Source organism: Runella sp. MFBS21 (genome assembly GCF_029433105.1).
In the GTDB taxonomy this organism is placed as follows: domain Bacteria; phylum Bacteroidota; class Bacteroidia; order Cytophagales; family Spirosomataceae; genus Runella.
On the sequence record NZ_JARNTW010000002.1, the window covers coordinates 58,570 to 78,384 of the forward strand.

General features: G+C 41.9%; 19 protein-coding genes. 13 read left to right on the forward strand and 6 right to left on the reverse strand.

Annotated features, from left to right (window positions below):
• The first annotated feature begins 14 nt into the window (after window positions 1-14).
• The 9 genes from P1X15_RS04515 to P1X15_RS04555 all read left to right on the forward strand — a co-directional run bounded on the left by P1X15_RS04515 (window position 15) and on the right by P1X15_RS04555 (window position 7,434).
• Complete coding sequence (locus P1X15_RS04515; RefSeq protein ID WP_277336953.1) at window positions 15-911, forward strand: sugar phosphate nucleotidyltransferase; 897 nt, start codon at window positions 15-17, stop codon at window positions 909-911.
• Between the two features lie 125 nt (window positions 912-1,036).
• Entirely contained in the window at window positions 1,037-1,246 is a 210-nt protein-coding gene (gene yidD, locus P1X15_RS04520) for a membrane protein insertion efficiency factor YidD (RefSeq protein WP_277336954.1), read from the forward strand.
• 24 nt (window positions 1,247-1,270) lie between these two features.
• The gene (locus P1X15_RS04525) at window positions 1,271-1,621 is read left to right on the forward strand and encodes a hypothetical protein (RefSeq protein WP_277336955.1); all 351 of its coding nucleotides are present in this window, start codon (window positions 1,271-1,273) and stop codon (window positions 1,619-1,621) included.
• A gap of 5 nt (window positions 1,622-1,626) precedes the next feature.
• A complete protein-coding gene (locus P1X15_RS04530) occupies window positions 1,627-1,788 on the forward strand; it encodes a hypothetical protein (protein WP_277336956.1) in 162 nt (53 codons plus the stop codon).
• 73 nt (window positions 1,789-1,861) lie between these two features.
• Entirely contained in the window at window positions 1,862-2,947 is a 1,086-nt protein-coding gene (locus tag P1X15_RS04535; protein ID WP_277336957.1) for a complex I subunit 1 family protein, read from the forward strand.
• 263 nt (window positions 2,948-3,210) lie between these two features.
• A complete protein-coding gene (locus P1X15_RS04540; protein ID WP_277336958.1) occupies window positions 3,211-3,357 on the forward strand; it encodes a hypothetical protein in 147 nt (48 codons plus the stop codon).
• A gap of 98 nt (window positions 3,358-3,455) precedes the next feature.
• On the forward strand, window positions 3,456-4,745 hold the full coding sequence (locus P1X15_RS04545) for a PcfJ domain-containing protein (RefSeq protein ID WP_277336959.1): 1,290 nt from the start codon (window positions 3,456-3,458) through the stop codon (window positions 4,743-4,745).
• A gap of 56 nt (window positions 4,746-4,801) precedes the next feature.
• Complete coding sequence (locus P1X15_RS04550) at window positions 4,802-5,863, forward strand: RNA ligase (ATP) (protein ID WP_277336960.1); 1,062 nt, start codon at window positions 4,802-4,804, stop codon at window positions 5,861-5,863.
• 44 nt (window positions 5,864-5,907) lie between these two features.
• A complete protein-coding gene (locus P1X15_RS04555; protein ID WP_277336961.1) occupies window positions 5,908-7,434 on the forward strand; it encodes an RtcB family protein in 1,527 nt (508 codons plus the stop codon).
• Between the two features lie 99 nt (window positions 7,435-7,533).
• On the opposite strand, the gene P1X15_RS04560 is transcribed toward P1X15_RS04555, so the two are convergent.
• Complete coding sequence (locus P1X15_RS04560; RefSeq protein WP_277336962.1) at window positions 7,534-7,728, reverse strand: hypothetical protein; 195 nt, start codon at window positions 7,726-7,728, stop codon at window positions 7,534-7,536.
• Between the two features lie 126 nt (window positions 7,729-7,854).
• Entirely contained in the window at window positions 7,855-9,585 is a 1,731-nt protein-coding gene (locus P1X15_RS04565) for a hypothetical protein (RefSeq protein ID WP_277336963.1), read from the reverse strand.
• A gap of 315 nt (window positions 9,586-9,900) precedes the next feature.
• Here P1X15_RS04565 and P1X15_RS04570 point away from each other — a divergent pair, with 315 nt between their 5' ends.
• Together P1X15_RS04570 and P1X15_RS04575 are read left to right on the forward strand one after the other, a co-directional pair.
• Complete coding sequence (locus P1X15_RS04570) at window positions 9,901-12,519, forward strand: valine--tRNA ligase (RefSeq protein ID WP_277336964.1); 2,619 nt, start codon at window positions 9,901-9,903, stop codon at window positions 12,517-12,519.
• 1 nt (window position 12,520) lies between these two features.
• The gene (locus P1X15_RS04575) at window positions 12,521-13,297 is read left to right on the forward strand and encodes a hypothetical protein (protein WP_277336965.1); all 777 of its coding nucleotides are present in this window, start codon (window positions 12,521-12,523) and stop codon (window positions 13,295-13,297) included.
• Between the two features lie 6 nt (window positions 13,298-13,303).
• On the opposite strand, the gene P1X15_RS04580 is transcribed toward P1X15_RS04575, so the two are convergent.
• Window positions 13,304-14,071 (reverse strand): hypothetical protein, encoded by a 768-nt coding sequence (locus P1X15_RS04580; RefSeq protein WP_277336966.1) that lies wholly within the window; start codon window positions 14,069-14,071, stop codon window positions 13,304-13,306.
• 151 nt (window positions 14,072-14,222) lie between these two features.
• Complete coding sequence (locus tag P1X15_RS04585; RefSeq protein ID WP_028526450.1) at window positions 14,223-14,687, reverse strand: Lrp/AsnC family transcriptional regulator; 465 nt, start codon at window positions 14,685-14,687, stop codon at window positions 14,223-14,225.
• Between the two features lie 241 nt (window positions 14,688-14,928).
• Between P1X15_RS04585 and P1X15_RS04590 the strand changes: the two genes are divergently transcribed.
• Window positions 14,929-15,447: an HAD family hydrolase gene (locus P1X15_RS04590; RefSeq protein ID WP_277336967.1), complete on the forward strand. Its 519-nt coding sequence runs from the start codon at window positions 14,929-14,931 to the stop codon at window positions 15,445-15,447.
• 208 nt (window positions 15,448-15,655) lie between these two features.
• Here the strand turns inward: P1X15_RS04590 and P1X15_RS04595 are convergent, their stop codons facing one another.
• Complete coding sequence (locus P1X15_RS04595; protein ID WP_277336968.1) at window positions 15,656-17,131, reverse strand: arginine decarboxylase; 1,476 nt, start codon at window positions 17,129-17,131, stop codon at window positions 15,656-15,658.
• Window positions 17,132-17,344: 213 nt separating this feature from the next.
• Here P1X15_RS04595 and glpK point away from each other — a divergent pair, with 213 nt between their 5' ends.
• A complete protein-coding gene (glpK, locus tag P1X15_RS04600; protein ID WP_277336969.1) occupies window positions 17,345-18,844 on the forward strand; it encodes a glycerol kinase GlpK in 1,500 nt (499 codons plus the stop codon).
• A 172-nt stretch (window positions 18,845-19,016) separates the two neighbouring features.
• Here the strand turns inward: glpK and P1X15_RS04605 are convergent, their stop codons facing one another.
• Window positions 19,017-19,814 carry a sterol desaturase family protein gene (locus P1X15_RS04605; RefSeq protein WP_277336970.1) on the reverse strand — a complete coding sequence of 266 codons (798 nt, stop codon included), beginning with the start codon at window positions 19,812-19,814 and terminating at the stop codon, window positions 19,017-19,019.
• Window position 19,815: the final 1 nt, after the last annotated feature.

The following is a 19,815-nucleotide window of genomic DNA, read 5'->3' on the forward strand; positions in this document are numbered from 1 at the left end:
CCATAATTTATCCAATGAAACCCACCCTTTTAATCCTTGCCGCAGGAATGGGCAGCCGCTACGGCGGCATCAAACAACTCGATCAGTTTGGTCCCAATGGCGAAACTATCATCGATTATTCGCTTTATGATGCCATCCGCGCTGGTTTTGGCAAAGTAGTGTTTATCATCCGCGAAGAACTACGCAATGATTTTGAAGAAGTGTTTGCCCCCAAACTTCAAGGAAAAATAGACTACGACTACGCTATCCAAGGTTTTCAGAGCTACGTGCCTGAGGCTTTGGGGCAAATCGAACGTGCCAAGCCGTGGGGAACAGGCCACGCCATGTTATGCGCTTGGCAACAGACGGATACGCCTTTTGCGATTATCAATGCCGACGATTTCTATGGATTGGAAGCCTTTGAATTAGTGGCCGATTTCTTAAAAAATAGCACCGACGATACCGAGCATACTTTGATTGCATACGAAGTAAAAAAGACCTTGTCCGAAAACGGAACCGTATCGAGAGGCGTGTGTGAAGTCAATGATAGTGGCTATCTCGATGTAGTGACGGAGCGTACCAAGATATTTCCGCAAGAAGATAAAATCTTCTTTGAAGAAAACGGTGACCTGACCGAACTTACGCCTGAAACGCCTGTTTCGATGAATTTTTGGGGTTTTAAGCCTTCGGTATTTCCGATTACGGAGGCATTGTTTACCGAATACGCCCACCAAAACTACAATGCGCCTAAGGCCGAATTTTATATACCCGTGGTGGCTACGCATCTCATCAAAAGCGGTGCCGGACGTTTGAGAGTGATTCCGAATGCTTCGGAGTGGTTTGGGGTGACTTATCCCGAAGACAAGCCTACCGTACAGGCAGCCCTCCAAAAACTACACGAAGCTGGAAAATACCCCAATCGATTGTGGTAAGAACACAAATTTGTCATGCAGTCTTGTCATGTAGTCTTGTCATGCCGTCTTGTCACGCCGTAGGCATCTACAATCAACCGCTGATTTTAGATGCCTACGGCATGACAAAGCAACTATTCATTCTTATGAAAACCATCCTCGTCTTTGTGGTAAGAGCCTATCAGGTGATGTTGTCGCCTTATTTGCCCAACTCTTGCCGTTATACGCCTACTTGCTCGCAGTACATGATTGAGGCTGTACAAAAACACGGGGCATTGAAAGGCGGCTGGATGGGCCTCAAGCGTATTGGTCGCTGCCACCCGTGGGGTGGGCATGGGCATGACCCCGTGCCGTAGTATCTCATTTTTAAGCCACGGACTATGAAATATCCGCGTAAACTTTCTTCAGGAGCCAACAATACCGTCATTGTTTTGTCAGATACGGAGGTGGCCAAGCTGTATTTGCAAGATACTCGCTCTGATATTGGGTCGGAGGCTGAGAAAATGAAATATGCTAATGGCGTTAATGGGTTGGTGGTCAGGTTTGTAAGGTTGGATTATGACGAAAACTTACAAGCCGAAATGTTGGTAATGGAGCGCATCCGCCCGATAGATTACCGTGCTTATGAAGTCGAAATACGCGAACTCAGGTTAGATGTATTTGAAGATGAACTCCGTGCTCTTCATCAAGCGGGATTTGTGCATCGTGACCTCAAGCGCCCTCTGATATAGGCGGTTTGGCATTTGACAATATCTTACTTACCGAACAGGGCTTGCGCCTCATCGACGTGGGGATTTCGGCCCTGCGTTCACAAGTAGGTTTGAGAATTTTTGAAAAGTACGTAGAAGCCGAATTGCAAGAAATGCAGCAGTTTAGAACCTATTTCTTAAACAGGTAGTATCTCTTAGGAGAATATTGGTTATGCAAAAAGGATTTTTGCGTAGTTTTGGGCGCAAATTTTCGCAATCCTCATGCCTTTCACGCTTCCTATATTTTTGGTCATGGCTCTTTCATCGGTGGTGGTGGGAGTCTATCTCGAACGCAAAATCTCGGCCTTTATCCAAGACCGACTTGGCCCTATGGAAGTGGGAAAATGGGGCTTGCTACAGCTTGTGGCTGATTTGCTAAAACTACTTCAAAAAGAAGACATTGTACCAGCCGCCGCCGACCGCAAACTTTTCTTGATTGCGCCTTTGGTGATTTTTACGGCTATTTTTGCAGGCTACGCAGTCTTGCCATTAAGTCCTGATTTACAAGGCTCTACTACAGCAGTAGGGATTTTTTATTTGCTTACGATTATCTCCGTGGATGTGATAGGTATTTTGATGGCGGGCTGGGGTTCCAACAACAAATTTGCACTTTTTGGAGCGGTACGTTCGGTTGCGCAGATAGTATCTTACGAAATTCCACTAGGCTTGGTGGTGCTATGTGTAGTCATGACTGCCCAAACGCTCGACTTACAGACGATTAGCTATCAACAAGGGCTTTACTCAGAAGAAACGGTCTATCTTTTTGGTCTCAAATCCTTGGGAATCGACATCACGGGGATTGGTGGTTTTCTGAGCTGGAATATCATCAAAAATCCTTTTTTGCTGATTGCTTACATTGTATTTTTTATTACTACGCTCGCCGAGTGCAATCGTGCGCCCTTTGATATTCCTGAAGGTGAGTCAGAGCTAGTAGGCGGGTTTCATACCGAATATTCAGGAATGCGCTGGGCGCTGCTGTTTTTGTCCGAATACGCCATGATGTTGCTTGTGTCGCTCTTGGGAGCCATTTTGTTTTTGGGGAGCTGGAATACACCGCTACCCAATATCGGCCCTCTGCGCCTTGCCGACTGGACAAGTGGTGCTCCTGGCACTATTTGGGGAAATGTTACGGGTGCTTTTTGGCTGATTTCCAAGGCTGGAATTGCCATTTTGATACAAATGTGGGTACGCTGGACTTTCCCCCGTTTGAGGGTAGATCAGCTCATGTTTTTGTGCTGGAAAGTACTCACTCCCGTGGCTTTGATTCTCTTTCTTATCTGCGGAATCTGGCGTTTATTGATGATTTAGAAAATAAATCCAACAAAAAATTGGAATTTTAAAAATACTTTTTTCTACTTTTGTGGCGTCAAACTAAACAAAACACGTCCGATGCTTTTTACTTCCTATGACATACTGAGCACCACCACCGCGAGAATCCGTGGGTGCAGGGGGCATATAGGAGTCGATTGTGACGTATTTTAGGTAGCTATCAAACCTCAAAATATACAGCCTGACTCCCCTGAGTCGGGCTTTTTTTTATTGACTGAATCACCCCCAATGCAATTAAAATCATGAACAATTTACTCATTCACATCCCTATCCCGTCCGATTCGTATGCTTCGCGTCAGCGGTGTATTTCGTGGGAATGGGTGTGTGATATGGCAACCAAGGTTGCAAAAAATATGATTCTGGAGGTCCGAATACAAGTGGATAGGTAGCGTCAGCGATACGCCCTTCACTTACCCCCGACCTGCAGATGAGCAAGTCGGGGGTTTTTGTTTTTAGAGCATTGATAGTCAATAATTTTAACAAAGAAATGAGCAATCATAAACATATATCAAGACAGCGCCGAATGTACTTGAAATACGAAGAAGCCCAACAAGAAGCGGCGTTGGCGGGGGCTTTAAAGGAATCATCAAAACGCCACCGAAATTTTTTGTACGTAGTACAAGAACTCAAAAAAGAAACTTTTAATCATGCCTTGGGGCAGCAAGACCGTCGTTATAGCGAGTTGAATGGGTTTTTGAACGATGAGAATTGGGTAAAAATAAAAGCAAATTTGCTAGAAGGGCTAGCAATTTTGACGGAAGTTCTGGAGAAAAAATGCCCGGAGTGGTTTAAGGATACGGATTATCTAATTGCGATGTTGATGGTAGGTCGCTATCGCAAGGCTTGGCTCAACCCGCTTGAAACATGGCGCCCCAAAGCCAAAAACGATTATAGCAGGTTCATGGAATTGGTATCTTACTTGTTTTTGAAATACGAAGCACCACGATTTCTGTATCACGCTTTTTTTCATCCGGAAGATTATGTCTACCTCGGCACATTCATTTTTTTGGGGAATGGCGGAAGTATGAAAGAAGTCCATTTTCCAGTGAAATTGACCAAACGGATGCAATATTATTTTTTGCACGCGCCTGAGGGATTGAGGGTTACGCAGGCGGTACGTTGGGCTCAAGTATGCGGCATGGGCGGCGATTATGAATTAGCCCACCGATTGGCTTATTCGTCACTGGGCTATGATGCCAAACGTGATGAAGCACTTTGGGAAGATTTTGTCAGGATTTTGATACAAGGTGGGATGTTTAATTTGGATAAAACCACCGAACTGATTGACTACGTAAGGGCAAGCTGTCAGCAGAATCCAGCGTATTCGTTGAAAGGCCGAACTTTGCAGTCCCTTTTGCGTCAAAGTGCCGAGTGGCATCACCAAATAGCTCGTGTGAAAGGCTTAAAACAGCTCGTAGCTTGGCAAGGAATGGACTGGCCTACCTTTGAAGTAGTAGAAGGAAAAGAGGAATGTACGATTGCTTACAAAATGGTAGAGTTGCTATCCAACAAGGAGTTGCATGACGAAGGACAGCGAATGCACCATTGTGTAGGGTCGTATGCCGAAGATTGTTTTTTGGGGAGAACACGTATCTTTTCCCTAAGAAGCTATCAATTTGGCACCGAAGAACGCCTTGCTACCATCGAAATTGACGTGCGTCAGCGGCGTATTGTACAGGCCAAATACCGCTACAATCAAAAAATCAGTGATAAAGCTAAAGACCTATTGAATCAGTGGGCAGTACGCCAAAGGCTCGTGTTGTCGCGCTATCTTTAGAAAGATGCTGAATCATTAAGTAGAAATAACTCATAACGTTGTGGAAATGCAGTGTTATGCGCCGTTTTTCTTCAAGTCAAACCCTTTTGAGCAATAATAAAATGAGAAAATTAGCAAGTATTCAAAAAATTAAAGCATTAGAACCAATTGAAGGTGCTGATGCAATTGAAAAAGCGACTGTATTAGGTTGGCAGTTGGTTGTAAAGAAAGGCGAATTTAATGTAGAAGATATGGCTGTTTATTGTGAAATAGATAGTTTAATGCCCGATAAGCCTGAATTTGAATTTCTTAAACCACGAGGCATGAGAATAAAAACCGTAAGGCTTCGTGGTCAAGTATCGCAAGGAATTTGTTTCCCCTTATCAATTTTACCAAACGATTTTGCAGTTGTTGAAGATGCTGATTGCACTGATATTTTAGGGATAACAAAATACGAACCTGCTATGCCAGCTTGTTTAAGTGGTATTGCAAAAGGCAAATTCCCTTCTTTTATTCCTAAAACTGATGAAACAAGGGTTCAAGTTCTTCAAAAAGTATTAGATAAATACAAAGGCGAAAAATGTTATGTAACTGAAAAACTTGATGGTAGTTCGGCAACATTTTATGTGAAGGATGGCGAGTTTGGTGTATGTAGCAGAAACCTTGAACTAATTGAAGATGCTGAAAATAGCTTTTGGAAAGTTGCAAGGCAAATGGATCTTGAAAGCAAGTTGCGTTCAATCGGCAAAAATATTTCCATTCAAGGCGAACTTATTGGGGAAGGGATACAAGGTAATAAGCTGAAACTAAAAGGGCAGACAGTCAAGTTTTTTAATGCTTTTGACATTGACAAATTTGAGTACCTGAATTTCTTTGACTTTAATAAATTGATGGGGGAACTTAAATTACCAATAGTACCAATTGTTGCATTGGATTACGAACTGGAAAACGATATTGATGCAATAATTAAAATGGCAACAATTAAAAGCCAAATATTAAAAGATGTTTGGGCAGAAGGAATTGTAATTCGTCCTTACACCGAAAAGATAGACTTGCTTTTGCTAAACGAAAACTTTGACAACGGTCGAGTTAGTTTCAAAGCTATTAACCCTGAATTTCTGTTGAAATATGGTGAGTAGTTGGTGTCCTAAAATAACTCATAACAGAGGAACAAAACCAAAACATGGAAACACAAATTACGTTGGAGGAAATTTTAACGTTGGGAAACATTCCCGAAAACCTCCATGCTACGTTTTTACGCGTAGCCAATGGCTTGCTACATCGCGCCGAATACCCACGCGAAAAAGTCTTGGGATTGATGGCACAGATGCTCGACAACCCCAAAAAATACGCTTATTCTAAAAATAAAGTAACCAACTTGGCCAAAGCTGTATGGGACTTGCATCGCACAGGACAAAGCATAGTACTTTCAGAAACTGCGAAAACTTTGCTACCGCCCCCTGAAGAATTCTATGTATTAGAATCAGGAGAAAAACAAGGTGTTAAGAGCTTTGATTTACGTACGGGTCCCTTGCCTTATGCGGTATTTGGACGTAACTACATCGAAGACGGCGCTTTAGCCCAAATGCAAACAGCGGCAAGTCTTCCTATCTCGGTGGCGGGGGCACTGATGCCCGACGCGCACCAAGGGTACGGCTTGCCGATTGGAGGTGTTTTGGCCACTACTTCCAACACCGTCATTCCTTTTGCGGTAGGAGTAGATATTGCCTGTCGCATGTGCCTGTCGGTGTTTGAGATGCCTGCTGATTTCTTGAAGAGAGAGCCGCATTTGCTGAAAAGAACCTTAGCTGAGCATACCAAATTTGGAATCGGAGGCGAAACCCGCGACAAATTTGACGAAAGTGTGATGGATTTGCCTGAGTGGAATGCCACCAAGGTGATTAGAGATTTGAAAGACAAAGCTTATCGCCAACTCGGTACCTCTGGCACGGGCAATCACTTTGTGGAATGGGGCGTAGTAGAAGTATTGGAAGAGGATGCATTGTTGGGATTGCCTGTTGGGACTTATATGGCGCTGCTTTCGCACTCAGGGTCGCGGGGATTTGGTGGCAATGTGGCCAATTACTACTCAAAATTGGCGATGCAAAAGACCAAACTTCCCAAAGAAGCGGCACATTTGGCATGGTTAGATTTGGACACGCAAGAAGGGCAAGAATACTGGATTGCGATGAACTTGGCTGGAGAATATGCCTCCGCCAATCACCACGAAATCCACGCTAAAATAGCGCGAGCCTTACATGAGAAGCCACTAAAAATGGTTGAAAACCACCATAATTTTGCGTGGAAAGAAACCTTGGTTGATGGTACCGAAGTCATTATGCACCGCAAAGGCGCTACGCCGGCTGGAGTTGATGATTTGGGGATTATTCCGGGGTCAATGATTCATCCTGGCTTTGTGGTGAGAGGCAAAGGTAAAGCAGAGGCACTGTCGTCGGCATCTCATGGGGCAGGGCGCGTGATGTCGCGTACCAAAGCACTCAATAGTATCACTCGCCACGACCTCAACAAGGCTCTAACAGAGGCAGGAGTACAGCTGATTGGAGGAGACTTAGATGAAGCTCCGATGGTATACAAAAACATCGAAACTGTCATAGAGGCGCAAAAAGACCTTGTGCAGGTGTTGGCAAAATTTACGCCTAAGATTGTAAGAATGGCCGATGCCAACCGGAAAGAAGGGCGTGAAGATTGAATCTAGTAGTTTCAAAAAAGACCGATGGTAAAAGAACTCTAGCCATCGGTCTTCTTTCACTGTTAGTAGAGCATACACGGTGACTGAATTTTCAAAACCTCAACAACGCGTGGTTTTGAAAGATACCTGGTACATTTTGTGGTACTTAATCGACTTTTCGGGTTCGAATTTTTTCATAACGTAGCTATAATAAAGCCATGTAAACCCTACAAGCATCACCAAGGGCAACAATACATCCAGAAAGCGTAACCAAGCGTTGGGGCTGGTTTTGTTGGTAACTGATGATGTGTTCATTTGAGTAAAGAGAGTGTTGAGTAATTCTGTTACAAATAAGGCATTTTAATCCTCAAAAAACCATCTTGTGGCGTGGACAAAATGGCCTAAAACGTGGACAAAATGGCTATTTTAATAAGAATACGCTCAAAGATGTTCCAAAATCAATTTGAAATCAGTGTCTTCTTGATGAAACTCTAATTTTTTGCGAAGTCGATAACGGGATTTTCGTAGAGACTCCGTAGAGACCCCCAACATATAGGCCATTTCTTTGGAGGTCAAATCTAGTTTAAGCAAGGCTATCAATCGAATTTCGGCGGGGGTGAGATCAGGGTATTTGAGGTGAAGATTGTCAAAAAAATTGGGATAGACTTGTTCAAAAAGTTGTTTGAAATATTTCCAATCATCATCAGTCAAGATCGTACGATGATGCAAAGTTTCGAGTAGGGCAGGGTCATACTGCAACCCTTTCTGTGAATCCAATTCTGCGCTCATTTTTTCAATAAGCTCATTTTTGTTTTTGATGGATTCCATATAGTGAGCGAGCTGCGTGGTGGCTTGGAGGAGCAGTGCTTCCGTTTGCTTTTTCTCACATTCTTGTACTACTTTATCGCGCAATCGACGTCGATTCAAATAAAAAATAAACCCTGCCGACACAATCAAAATAAACGCAATGATAAAGTTCCTTTTCCAGACGGCCTTGTCTTTTTCGGAGGCTATTTCTTCCAAATCATTGATGTATTTTTCAGCGGAGATTTGGGCGTGAGCTTTCAGCAAGATTTTATTGTCAAAAACCTTCCTGAGCGAATCTTTCAACACGGATAGTGAATCGCGGTACAATAAAGCGGTAGTATAATCTCCCTTTTTTTGGTAATAAAGGGTTTGTACATCATAATAATTCACCCCAAAATTGGTCCAAATCCACCTTGGGTGTAATTTTAGGGATTTGTCGATGAAGGTCTTTGCTTTGGCTACACTGTCTAACTTCAGCAAAGAATAAGCAAGATATAAGCATGTAATAGCGGTGTTTTCGGGAAGTATTTTTTCATTGACCTTAATATCTGCATACAGGTAAGGAAGCGAGGCTTCATAATGATTTTGGAGCCTTTTGGTATTTCCATAATTTCCACTTGCAATACCAACATAGCTTTGAGAATGTACGCTGTTAGCTACCTCTATGGTTTCTAAGAAAGCTTTTTCGGCATTCGCATAATCCTTCATTTTGAGATAGGCCATTCCTCGGTTATTGAGCAAAAACTCATTCATCATTAGGTTTTGCTTGTTGTATTTTTGGGCTAATATAGAATACTTAATAGCCGAAGGATAATCTTCAAAGTAATAGTAAAACTCAAAATACACGCTTAAGTAAAGGGAGGCTTCGGGGATATTTTCGTAGCCTATCTGTTCAAAAGTTTGGTTGGCACTTAATAGAAGCTTAAAGGCTTCGTTAAAATTGAGTGCTTTAAAATACACATAGCTTAGATAAAGAGAAAAGGCTGCCCTGATAATAGGGTAGGGGCTTTGGTCAAAAAAAGCTTGTTTATTTTTGAAGAAGGCTGTGCGCCCCGCTGCATCATTGTTAAACCTAAGAAGTTGTTGATGATTGGCTTTATAAATTTGGGCATACCAATAAATAAGCATTTCATTACGGGCTTTGGCTTCGGCCAGTAGCGTATCGTACATTTTGAAGAGCTTGACAGTGTCGCTTTGAAGACCTATTTTGTCGGTATATAAAATGAGTTCAGGGATACGTTTTTCTTCAGAAAGTGTGAAAATTCGCTCAACTTGGGCATATACGATCGATGAGTGTAAAACACCCAAAAACATCACTATCCAATATTTACTTATTTTATTAAAATAAGTACAGAGTTTTCCCATTATAATAACACGAGTAAGTTGTTTCTCATAGTCAGAAGCTTGGGCTTCTGATGATAACTTTTCGTAACGATGGCTTAACTACAGTCTAAAGATAGATTGTAGTATTATAGAGAGGTGGTAAATGGCAGTTGTCAAAATTAATAAACACCTCTAAATTAACCAACTTTTGCTTCAACAATCCTATTCCCTTCCAAACCCTGACAGGGTTCAAGCAGAAATCCCTATCTTTGCACACATTTTTATCATGGTCCAGCCCCACGTGGTGTTTTGTGAATGCCAGTGGGCTGCTGTCTAAAGTCAATATTTTATCAACACATGATTTCGAAGACCTACAATCCGCGTGACATTGAAGACAAATGGTATAGTTTTTGGCTTGAAAATCGCTATTTCAACTCAAAGCCCAATCCTGACAAAGAACCCTATACGGTGGTGATTCCGCCTCCCAATGTGACAGGAGTGCTTCACATGGGACATATGCTCAACAATACCATTCAGGATGTGCTCATCCGTAAGGCGCGTATGGAAGGCAAAGAAGCATGTTGGGTGCCAGGTACTGACCACGCCTCTATTGCTACAGAAGCCAAAGTGGTAGCGATGCTCAAAGAACAGGGCATTCAGAAAAGTGATTTGACTCGTGAAGAATTCTATAAATATGCCTGGGAATGGACCGACAAATACGGCGGGATTATCCTAAAACAATTAAGAAAACTAGGAGCGTCGTGCGATTGGGACCGTACTCGATTTACGATGGAGCCACCTCTGTATGATGCCGTCATAGATACGTTTATTCATTTATACGAAAAAGGATACATCTATCGCGGGCATCGGATGGTGAACTGGGATCCCCAAGCCAAAACCACCGTGTCGGACGAAGAGGTGATTACGAAAGAGGTGATGTCGAAGTTGTCTTACTTGCGCTATCAAATCGCAGGAAGTGACAATGAGGCCATCATTATCGCCACTGTTCGCCCCGAAACTATCATGGCCGACTCGGCGATTTGTGTTCACCCTGATGATGAACGGTACAAGCACTTACACGGCAAAAAAGCCCTCATTCCGCTCATCAATCGTGAGATTCCAATCATTACGGATGAGTATGTTACCATGGATTTTGGAACGGGCGCTTTGAAAGTAACTCCTGCTCACGACCAAAACGACTATGAACTTGGCCTGAAACATCAGCTCGAAATCATCGATATCTTGACCGAAGACGGAAAGCTCAACGAAAAAGCCCAGATTCTTGTGGGAGAAGACCGTTTTGTGGCTCGTAAAAAAATCATCAAGTTGCTCGAAGAAGCAGGCAATCTGGAAAAAGTTGAAGATTACAAAAGCAACGTAGGTCATTCAGAGCGTACCAATGCCATCATTGAGCCGCGTTTGTCGCTACAGTGGTTTGTAAGAATGAAAGAGCTATGTCAGCCCGCGCTCGAAAATGTCATGAACGACACCATTCAGCTACATCCACCTAAGTTTAAAAATACATACCGAATCTGGATTGAAAATATCAGAGATTGGAACATCAGCCGTCAGCTATGGTGGGGACAGCAGATTCCGGCTTATTACCTTTCTGACGGTACGGTGATTGTGGCCAAAAACAAACGCGAGGCTTTGCGAAAAGCTCAACACGAAATGCAGCTTTTTGCCTTGACCGAAGCCGACCTTACCCAAGACCCCGACGTAGTAGATACGTGGTTTAGCTCTTGGCTTTGGCCTATTTCGGTATTTGATGGTTTCAAAGACCCCAACAACGAAGACATCAATTATTATTATCCTACCAACGACTTAGTGACCGCTCCCGAAATCTTGTTTTTTTGGGTCATGCGGATGATTATTGCTGGTTACGAGTTTAGAGGTGAGCCTCCTTTCCGTAATGTGTACTTGACGGGAATCGTACGCGATGCCAAAGGCCGTAAAATGTCAAAATCTCTCGGCAACTCTCCCGACCCACTTGTATTGATAGACCAATACGGAGCAGATGGTGTACGTACGGGGATGCTTTTCAGTTCACCTGCGGGAAATGATTTGCTATTTGACGAAAAACTCTGCGAACAAGGCCGCAATTTCTGCAATAAAATCTGGAACGCTTTTCGCTTGGTAAAAGGCTGGACAGTAGCCGATTTGCCTGCTTCTTCGGCTGTGGCGGTTGAGTGGTTTGAGGCTAAGTTTAATGATACCGTAGCCGAAGTACATGATTTGTTCAACAAATACCGTCTCTCTGATGCGCTTAATGTTGTTTATAAGCTAATTTGGGATGATTTCTGTGCGCAGTATTTGGAAATGATCAAACCCGAATACGGTCAACCTATTGACAAAATCACTTTTGATGCCACTATCGATTTCTTTGAACGAATTATGGCACTGACGCATCCGTTTATGCCGTTTATTACGGAAGAAATTTGGCAGGATATTCGTCAAAGAGGCGAAAAAGAAAGTTTGTGCGTGGCCGCCTTCCCTACTGCTCAAACAGCGGACAAAAAATTGATTGCTGATTTTGACATTTTCTTTGACATCGTCACCAATATCCGAAATCTACGCAGTACCAAAAAAATCAGCCCCAAGACGTCACTGCCACTGACCATCAAAACAGAAAATAAAGAACTTTATCAAAAGTTTGAAGGCTTACTCATAAAGCTCGCTAATGTGTCTGATATTCAATATACTACCGACCAAGCCGAAGGACTCTCGTTTTTGGTGAAAGCCGATGAGTTTTTTGTCAACTTAGCAGGAGAGCTAGACGTAGCTGCCGAAATCGAAAATCTCCAGAAGGAATTAGAATATAACTTAGGATTTAAGAAATCAGTAGAAGGCAAACTCTCCAACGAGCGTTTTGTGCAAAATGCTAAAGCTGAAGTCGTAGAAAAAGAGCGCCAAAAGTTGGCGGATGCAGAAGCAAAAATCGCCACCATTCAAGAAGCCTTGAAGCGGTTGGGGTAGCATGGAACATTTGATTTCGTCTATTATAATAGCATTGTTGCCTTTTATTTTTACTGCTAAAATCTCTCCTCCAAACGTAGTGCAACTGAAACGTTTGGAGGAGTTGGTTCCAATCTTTAAAAAGGATGATTTAGCTCTAGGATTTAAAATTATTTTAGTCTGGTGGCCTGTATTAACCCTTATTTTTGGTGCCATATTTTGGGTTTTACTAGCATTTTTTGAACCTTCTTACCCTGACGCAAAATTCTTTTTATCAGCACTTTATGGAAGTGAAAATCAATTAAGTTTTGCAGCAGGGGCAGGAATGTTGCTAGGACTGGGATTTTTGCCTTTTGCTATTATTGTTTCTTCAAGAAACAAGTACGCTCAAGATTTTGAGTTATATCTTTTCTACACTTACCAAGAACTAAATATTAGCTTGATTGCCTTTGCTAGAGGCTTTGGACTTTTTTGGGGTATTACTGGTGGGATGTTATTATTGATAATGGATGGGGCATATTTTAAAGTTAATGATACGTCGATTGAGTTTAGACATTTTTTTTCTTTAAGTGTTGCTACGTACTCCTTTGATGAGATTCGAAAAATAAGCTTTTCATCTACTACAAAAGCACCTAATGGAGACACTGTTATGCAAGATAGGTATCAAATAACTTTTAAAAACGGTACATCTTGGGTTATGGATGGTTGGCTTTCTGGAAATGCTCCCATTGATAGTGTAGCAGAATTTTTATCAAAACAAACTCATTTGAAAATTATATATGAACCATTATCAGAGTAGAAACTTCTACCCTTTAAAAGAATTTCTAGCAGTGTATACCTGCCAACCGCATGTAATCAGGTAGCAAGCAATAGTCCCAAAAATAGGAATCGCTACTATAAGCATAGGGTTGAAGGGGAGTGATTGATGTAATAATGTGATCAGGGTGAGACCCACAATCGCCAAAAATGACATGACTAGTATGCTTTTATAGAAAGCGTTGAAAGTTTGGCTTTTGAAAACATGATAATATACCAATCCATAACCTACAATAGCCACCATACTTGTCGCCATTATCGCAAACCTGCTCAGAAGGATACATATCCCAAAAAGTAAGATAATTAGTAAAGGCAATAAGGCATTTGGAAAAAATTGATGGGTTTTAGGAGGAAATACCAGCGGCTTTTGTTCTGGAAAAATAAAAAACTTTAGACTATTCCATTCATAAAGAAGCGCAAGTATATTGAGTAGCGTAAACACCGCATCCACGTAGGGCGTACCTTGCCATTGCTGTGAAATCGTCACCATCAAAATACCTAAGTTCATCGGGATGAGCATGATAAGCCCTAACAGTGAATAGCGCTGCGACAATACCAACGCCCCTGCTAAGACTTGAGAAATCGCAACAAAAAAGCCAAAAGTACGTAGGCCATGAGGGGTGAGTTGTTGGATAAGGAGCGGTGGGCCTATCAACTGACCAAACTGTCCTTCTGTAAGTTTGCAGAGACCAGAAGAAGTAAATAAATATCCCAAAAAGAGACGTATCAGTAGTACATTGAAATCTTTGAAAGTCATGGTTGGAGGGGAAGGTTATTGGGGATATCAATCTAGAAAAGACCTTTCAATGTACCAATCAAAACATGATAGAAGGTAATAGGAAGAGGTAGAATGACAAAAAGCGCAACCCACAATGGGATGCGCTTTTTGAAAAGTATCTAAACCTTGACTAGTAAGGAATAGGCAATACTTTACTTTCTTTAAAAGTAGAGAGAATGACCATAGTTTGGGTATTGGCTACTTCTTCGATTTCATTGATACACTCCAATAACAGTTTTTGATAGGAGGCAATGTCTTTTGAAATTACCTTCAACAAAAAATCTCCTGAACCAGTAATGTGATGACATTCTATGATTTCGGGAATCTCATTGACTCTTTTAACAAATGATTCGGTTACGTCTCTTTTGTGACCTACCAATGTGACTTGTATGAAAGTTGTAACGCCGAGGCCGACTTTTTCGCGATCCAACTGTGCGTGATAACTTTGGATAATACCGTGCTGTTCGAGTTTCTTTACCCGCTCAAGAGTAGGGGCGGGAGAAAGACCAATTTCTTTCGAAAGTTGTGCATTAGTGATTTTGGCATTGGCTTGCAAAATATCCAAAACCTTGCGGTCTATTTGGTCTAATTTCATGTGGGAATTAATGAATTTTAATAAAAAAGGCACTAAACAAATAATATACTGCAAATCTAATGATATTGTGGAATTATTTTTTATTAAAACCGAAATTTTATTCAATAAAACCAAACAAAAACTAACTTTTGTGAAATAAATAGTAATATTTTAAAAAAAAATAAAAATTATTTAACTGATTTAATTGCAAAAAAATCACAAAATAGTATTATTATTGGGCGTTGAAATTTGATTGTATGTTATGAAACAAAAATGTGTTTTTCTTGATCGCGACGGGGTTCTTAACCAAGACCTAGACGGATATTTGTATCAAGTGGAGGAGATGATTATCCCAGAGGGAGTACTAGAAGGGCTTCAGCAGATGAAGAAAGCGGGCTACCTATTGATTGTAGTCACCAACCAAGCTGGAATTGCAAGGGGGCTTTATACCCGCGAAGACGTTTGGAAGTGTCATCAGTATTTCCAAGAGCAATGTGGGTATTTGCTTGATGATCTGTACTATTGTCCGCATCATCCAGAGTACGATAGTCGTTCGTTGATGCGTAAGCCAGAGTCGCTTATGCTCGAAAAAGCGATTGCCAAATATGACATTGACATTACGGCCTCTTGGATGGTAGGAGACCGTGATAGAGATATGCAAGCTGGAAAACGTGCCGGGGTACAGACAATACACCTTACTCCTGACCCGAATAAGTCGGCAGGAGATAAGCATGCCACCAATTTTTTGGCCGCAACTCAGTTAGTGATACAGACTCCTTAAGCTTTTTTTACTGATTTTAGGGAGCTATCATAGGCAGGGCAATACCCTTTGCGGTTGCAGCTAGAAGCAGCTAGTACGACCAAAATCAATGCGAAGGAAAGGACTTTTTTCATGATATATATTAGACATATTCCCTTGGGTCGCACCCCGTGTGAAACCCAAGGGAGATTCTAGTTTTTTTACTACGAAAATCGTGCCGATTTTATTGTTAGCTATGAGCCAATTCTTCTACGGCCTCAATATCAATTATTTGATCACCGATGACTTGCTGATCATCAGAAGGTTTTGGGGCGTACCCCAAAATATCTAACATACCTTCACTGCCTTGCTGTGGTGCAAACAGACGAGTGATGATATTGCCGTCTTCGTCACGGTCTACTAGTACATGCTGTGGCGCAGGAATGAGACAATGCTGAATCCCACCGTAGCCTCCTAAAGATTCTTGATAGGCACCCGTATGGAAAAATCCTACGTACTGTACTTCATTTTGCAAATCAAACACTGGTAAGTACAAGTCAGCGCTGTGAGCCTCCGTATTATAGAAATCCTGCGAATCACAAGTAAGACCGCCGATATTGACTTTCTGGTACGGATTGTCCCAATTATTAACAGCGAGCATGATATATTTTTGATTCATGCCCCAAGAATCTGGCAAATGAGTAATGAAAGAGCCATCAATCATATACCACATTTCTTTGTCGTTCTGGAGTTTTTGATCAATGATTTGATAAATCACCGCACCACTTTCGCCTACAGTGTAGCTACCAAACTCCGTGAATAAATGAGGTACAGGCACATTGTTTTTGTTACAAATCCATTGGATGTTTTCGACGATTTCGTCAATCATCTGTTGGTAATCGTAATTAAACTGCAAGGAAGTTTGAATCGGCAAACCGCCGCCAATATCGATAGAATCAAGATCGGGGCAGATTTTTTTCAATTCACAATACTTAAACATAAACCGAGTCAATTCACTCCAATAGTATGCCGTATCTTTCATACCAGTATTGATAAAAAAGTGCAGCATTTTGAGCTTGAAATTCGGATTAGGTTTAATCTTTTCTTTATAAAGCTCAATGATATCGCTATATCTGACTCCTAATCGCGACGTATAAAAAGCAAAGTTTGGCTCTTCGTCGGTCGCAATTCGGATACCAAAATTGACTGATTCGGCGGTTACATTCTGGGCATAATAATCAATCTCACGCAAGTTGTCCAATACAGGCATCACATTAAAACCATCGTTGATGAGGTCGGTGATCGCACGTTGATAATTGGGAAGCTTATAGCCGTTGCAAATGATGTAGTTGCTTTTGGTTATTTTGCCACTTTGATAGAGATTTCGAATAATCGGAATATCAAAGGCCGAAGAAGTTTCGATATGAATATTGTGCTTGAGGGCTTCTTCTAAGACAAAGCTAAAATGAGAAGACTTGGTACAGTAACAATAAGTATAAGAGCCTTTATAATTGAAGCGCTTAAATGCGTTTTTGAAAAACTGCTTGGCGTTACTGATGTGCTCACCGATTTTGGGTAAATACGTGATTTTTAGAGGCGTACCATACTGACGAATAATGTCCATGAGGGGTACATTGTTGAACGACAGCTCGTCGTTCTGGACGTTAAACTCCAGCGTCGGGAATTCAAACGTCTGCTCAATTAGGTTGGTGTAAGTACTTTTCATTTCGCCTTAAAAGCATAAAAGGAATGTTTGGTGAAACATGATAAAAAAGCTTGCGAAGTTGCAGTAAAATAACGTTTTTTCCAAAGGAAATGCTTAAATCTTACGTTAATTTTTGTAATACTGGTGATAGGCAGTAGGTTGGCTTTGGTTCAAATTTGTATAGCAAGATTTCTCCGCTTAACTTGGCACTTTCCAAAAATAACCTTTAACCTCATGTCAAAATACATAGCTGCTATTGACCAAGGTACGACTAGTACCCGTTGTATTATTTTTGACCGAAAAGGAAACATCATTTCCGTAGGCCAAAAAGAACATAAGCAAATTTATCCTCAACCTGGATGGGTGGAGCATGATCTTGAAGAAATCCGAAAAAATACCTTTGAAGTGATTGCCCAAGCTCGTATCAAAGCATCTATATCAGCTACTGATGTGGCAGCAGTAGGTATTACGAATCAGCGCGAAACCACTGCCGTATGGAATCGTCGAACTGGAAAGCCTTATTACAATGCATTAGTGTGGCAAGATACTCGCACGAGTGAGTTGGTAACTCGATTTGAGAAAGAAGGAGGGCAAGACCGCTTTCGCGCACAAACTGGCCTACCACTGGCTACTTATTTTAGTGGATTGAAACTCCGCTGGCTGCTCGACAACGTTCCGGGACTCCGCGAAGATGCCGAACGTGGTGATGCGATTTTTGGTAATATGGATACTTTTCTGATTTGGCACCTTACAGGAGGTGCGCAAGGTGGTGTCCACGTAACCGACGTTACCAATGCAAGTCGTACCCAACTCATGAACCTCAAAACCTTGGCTTGGGATGAAGAACTGCTCTCTATATTTGGTATACCCCGTTTGATGCTACCGCTTATCAAAAGTAGCAGTGAAGTGTATGGTAGTGTGGTGCTGGATGTATTGCCCAATGTACCTATTGCGGGAGATTTGGGCGACCAACATGCGGCTTTGGTAGGACAAACTTGCTTTGAACCTGGGCAAGCCAAAAATACGTATGGAACGGGTTGTTTTATGCTACTCAATACGGGGACTGAGCTTAAAGAATCTACCCAAGGTCTCTTAACTACGGTAGCGTATAAATTTGGTAATCAGCCTGTTAATTATGCGCTGGAAGGGAGCGTAGCAATTGCGGGTGCTTTGGTACAATGGCTACGTGATAATCTAGGACTTATCAAAAAAAGTGAAGAAGTAGAAGTCCTTGCAAAATCGGTAGAAGACAATGGTGGTGCTTATTTTGTGCCAGCCTTTTCGGGACTGTATGCGCCTTATTGGAAAGCCGATGCTCGGGGAGTGATTGCGGGATTGACTCGCTATGTCAGCAAAGGTCATATCGCTCGTGCGGTGTTGGAGGCGACTGCTTACCAAACATTGGATGTGATGAATGCTATGGAAAAAGATGCTAACATTGAGCTACAATCTTTGCGAGTAGATGGTGGAATGGTCGCTAATCAAACCCTTATGCAATTTCAGTCAGATATGCTAGAAGTACCTGTGGTATGCCCTGCCGTCACCGAAACTACTGCCTTGGGAGCTGCTTATGCCGCAGGATTGGCGGTAGGGTATTGGGAAAACTTTGATGATTTGCGCCAAAATTGGGGCGTTGCCCAGACATGGACTCCTCAAATGGAAGCTACTCAAAGGACTAAACTCTACAAAGGCTGGCAAAAAGCCGTAGAAAGGTCTTTCGGATGGGCAGAATAAATAGATAAGCAAAAAAACAAATCATCCTGAAGATTAGCTACCCTAGCGGAATCAAGATGCTAGTTAGGTTTGACTTCTTCTAAATCACAAAACCTTGCCGTCTCAGAGAGGCACAATGTTTGTGATTAACAAGTCCAAAAAATAAAGGATTTTGGAGAAGTCAAACCCTCAGCTAATTTAATTGCTTCTCTTTTTTACTTGTTTTTTTATCAAACAACTTCACAAAATCGGGACTTTCGGTGCCAGCCCATTTATCCCAAAAAGTAAAATAAAGCCCAAAGTTGTATTTAAATTGAGAATGATGTAAGCTATGGTGGGTGGCTCCTATCCACCATTTGCCAAACCAATGCCGCTGGAAATCTTGCGGATACAGTTCCGTATTGAGGTGATTGATGACACTGGTGGTAGTCATCAATAATAAAATGATTCCAATAGCTATATAATGCAAAGGAATGATAAACATCAATACCGGTAAAACCACCGCTTGGAGTATGCTTTCAAGGGGGTGAAACGAAAAAGAAGTCCACGCCGAAGTGGTAATGCTGTCGTGATGGGCTTTGTGTACCCATTTATAAACTTTGGGATGGTGCATCCAGCGGTGTAGCCAATAGTAGTAGGTTTCGTGAATAAACAGCACCAAAACAATACTTACTACAAACCACCAACTTGGATAGTCGTTGAAGTGGGTGTAAATCTTGGTGTAATTTTTTTGCCAAGCCACTATCATGCCCGTTCCGATAAGCGCAAAAATAACAGCCGTAATAAACGAGTATCCGATTTCGCGCCAGTGCTGCTGAGGTCGGCGCGCACGGACATTTACTTCTCTTTCTTGAAATAAAGAAGCATATTTGACTTTAAACAAATAATGAAAAAGGGCGGCAATCAGCACATAGCGCCCAAAAATCCCTAAAAACATAAAAAGGGTAGTTTGTGCAAAAACGTGCCCTTCACTAAAATTAATTGTTTCCATA

Coding starts and splice junctions, on each gene's coding strand:
- P1X15_RS04515 (WP_277336953.1), top strand. CDS start 15: ATGAAACCCACCCTTTTAATCCTTGCCGCAGGAATGGGCAGCCGCTAC.
- yidD (WP_277336954.1), top strand. CDS start 1,037: ATGAAAACCATCCTCGTCTTTGTGGTAAGAGCCTATCAGGTGATGTTG.
- P1X15_RS04525 (WP_277336955.1), top strand. CDS start 1,271: ATGAAATATCCGCGTAAACTTTCTTCAGGAGCCAACAATACCGTCATT.
- P1X15_RS04535 (WP_277336957.1), top strand. CDS start 1,862: ATGCCTTTCACGCTTCCTATATTTTTGGTCATGGCTCTTTCATCGGTG.
- P1X15_RS04540 (WP_277336958.1), top strand. CDS start 3,211: ATGAACAATTTACTCATTCACATCCCTATCCCGTCCGATTCGTATGCT.
- P1X15_RS04545 (WP_277336959.1), top strand. CDS start 3,456: ATGAGCAATCATAAACATATATCAAGACAGCGCCGAATGTACTTGAAA.
- P1X15_RS04550 (WP_277336960.1), top strand. CDS start 4,802: ATGCGCCGTTTTTCTTCAAGTCAAACCCTTTTGAGCAATAATAAAATG.
- P1X15_RS04555 (WP_277336961.1), top strand. CDS start 5,908: ATGGAAACACAAATTACGTTGGAGGAAATTTTAACGTTGGGAAACATT.
- P1X15_RS04560 (WP_277336962.1), bottom strand. CDS start 7,728: ATGAACACATCATCAGTTACCAACAAAACCAGCCCCAACGCTTGGTTA.
- P1X15_RS04565 (WP_277336963.1), bottom strand. CDS start 9,585: ATGGGAAAACTCTGTACTTATTTTAATAAAATAAGTAAATATTGGATA.
- P1X15_RS04570 (WP_277336964.1), top strand. CDS start 9,901: ATGATTTCGAAGACCTACAATCCGCGTGACATTGAAGACAAATGGTAT.
- P1X15_RS04575 (WP_277336965.1), top strand. CDS start 12,521: ATGGAACATTTGATTTCGTCTATTATAATAGCATTGTTGCCTTTTATT.
- P1X15_RS04580 (WP_277336966.1), bottom strand. CDS start 14,071: ATGACTTTCAAAGATTTCAATGTACTACTGATACGTCTCTTTTTGGGA.
- P1X15_RS04585 (WP_028526450.1), bottom strand. CDS start 14,687: ATGAAATTAGACCAAATAGACCGCAAGGTTTTGGATATTTTGCAAGCC.
- P1X15_RS04590 (WP_277336967.1), top strand. CDS start 14,929: ATGAAACAAAAATGTGTTTTTCTTGATCGCGACGGGGTTCTTAACCAA.
- P1X15_RS04595 (WP_277336968.1), bottom strand. CDS start 17,131: ATGAAAAGTACTTACACCAACCTAATTGAGCAGACGTTTGAATTCCCG.
- glpK (WP_277336969.1), top strand. CDS start 17,345: ATGTCAAAATACATAGCTGCTATTGACCAAGGTACGACTAGTACCCGT.
- P1X15_RS04605 (WP_277336970.1), bottom strand. CDS start 19,814: ATGGAAACAATTAATTTTAGTGAAGGGCACGTTTTTGCACAAACTACC.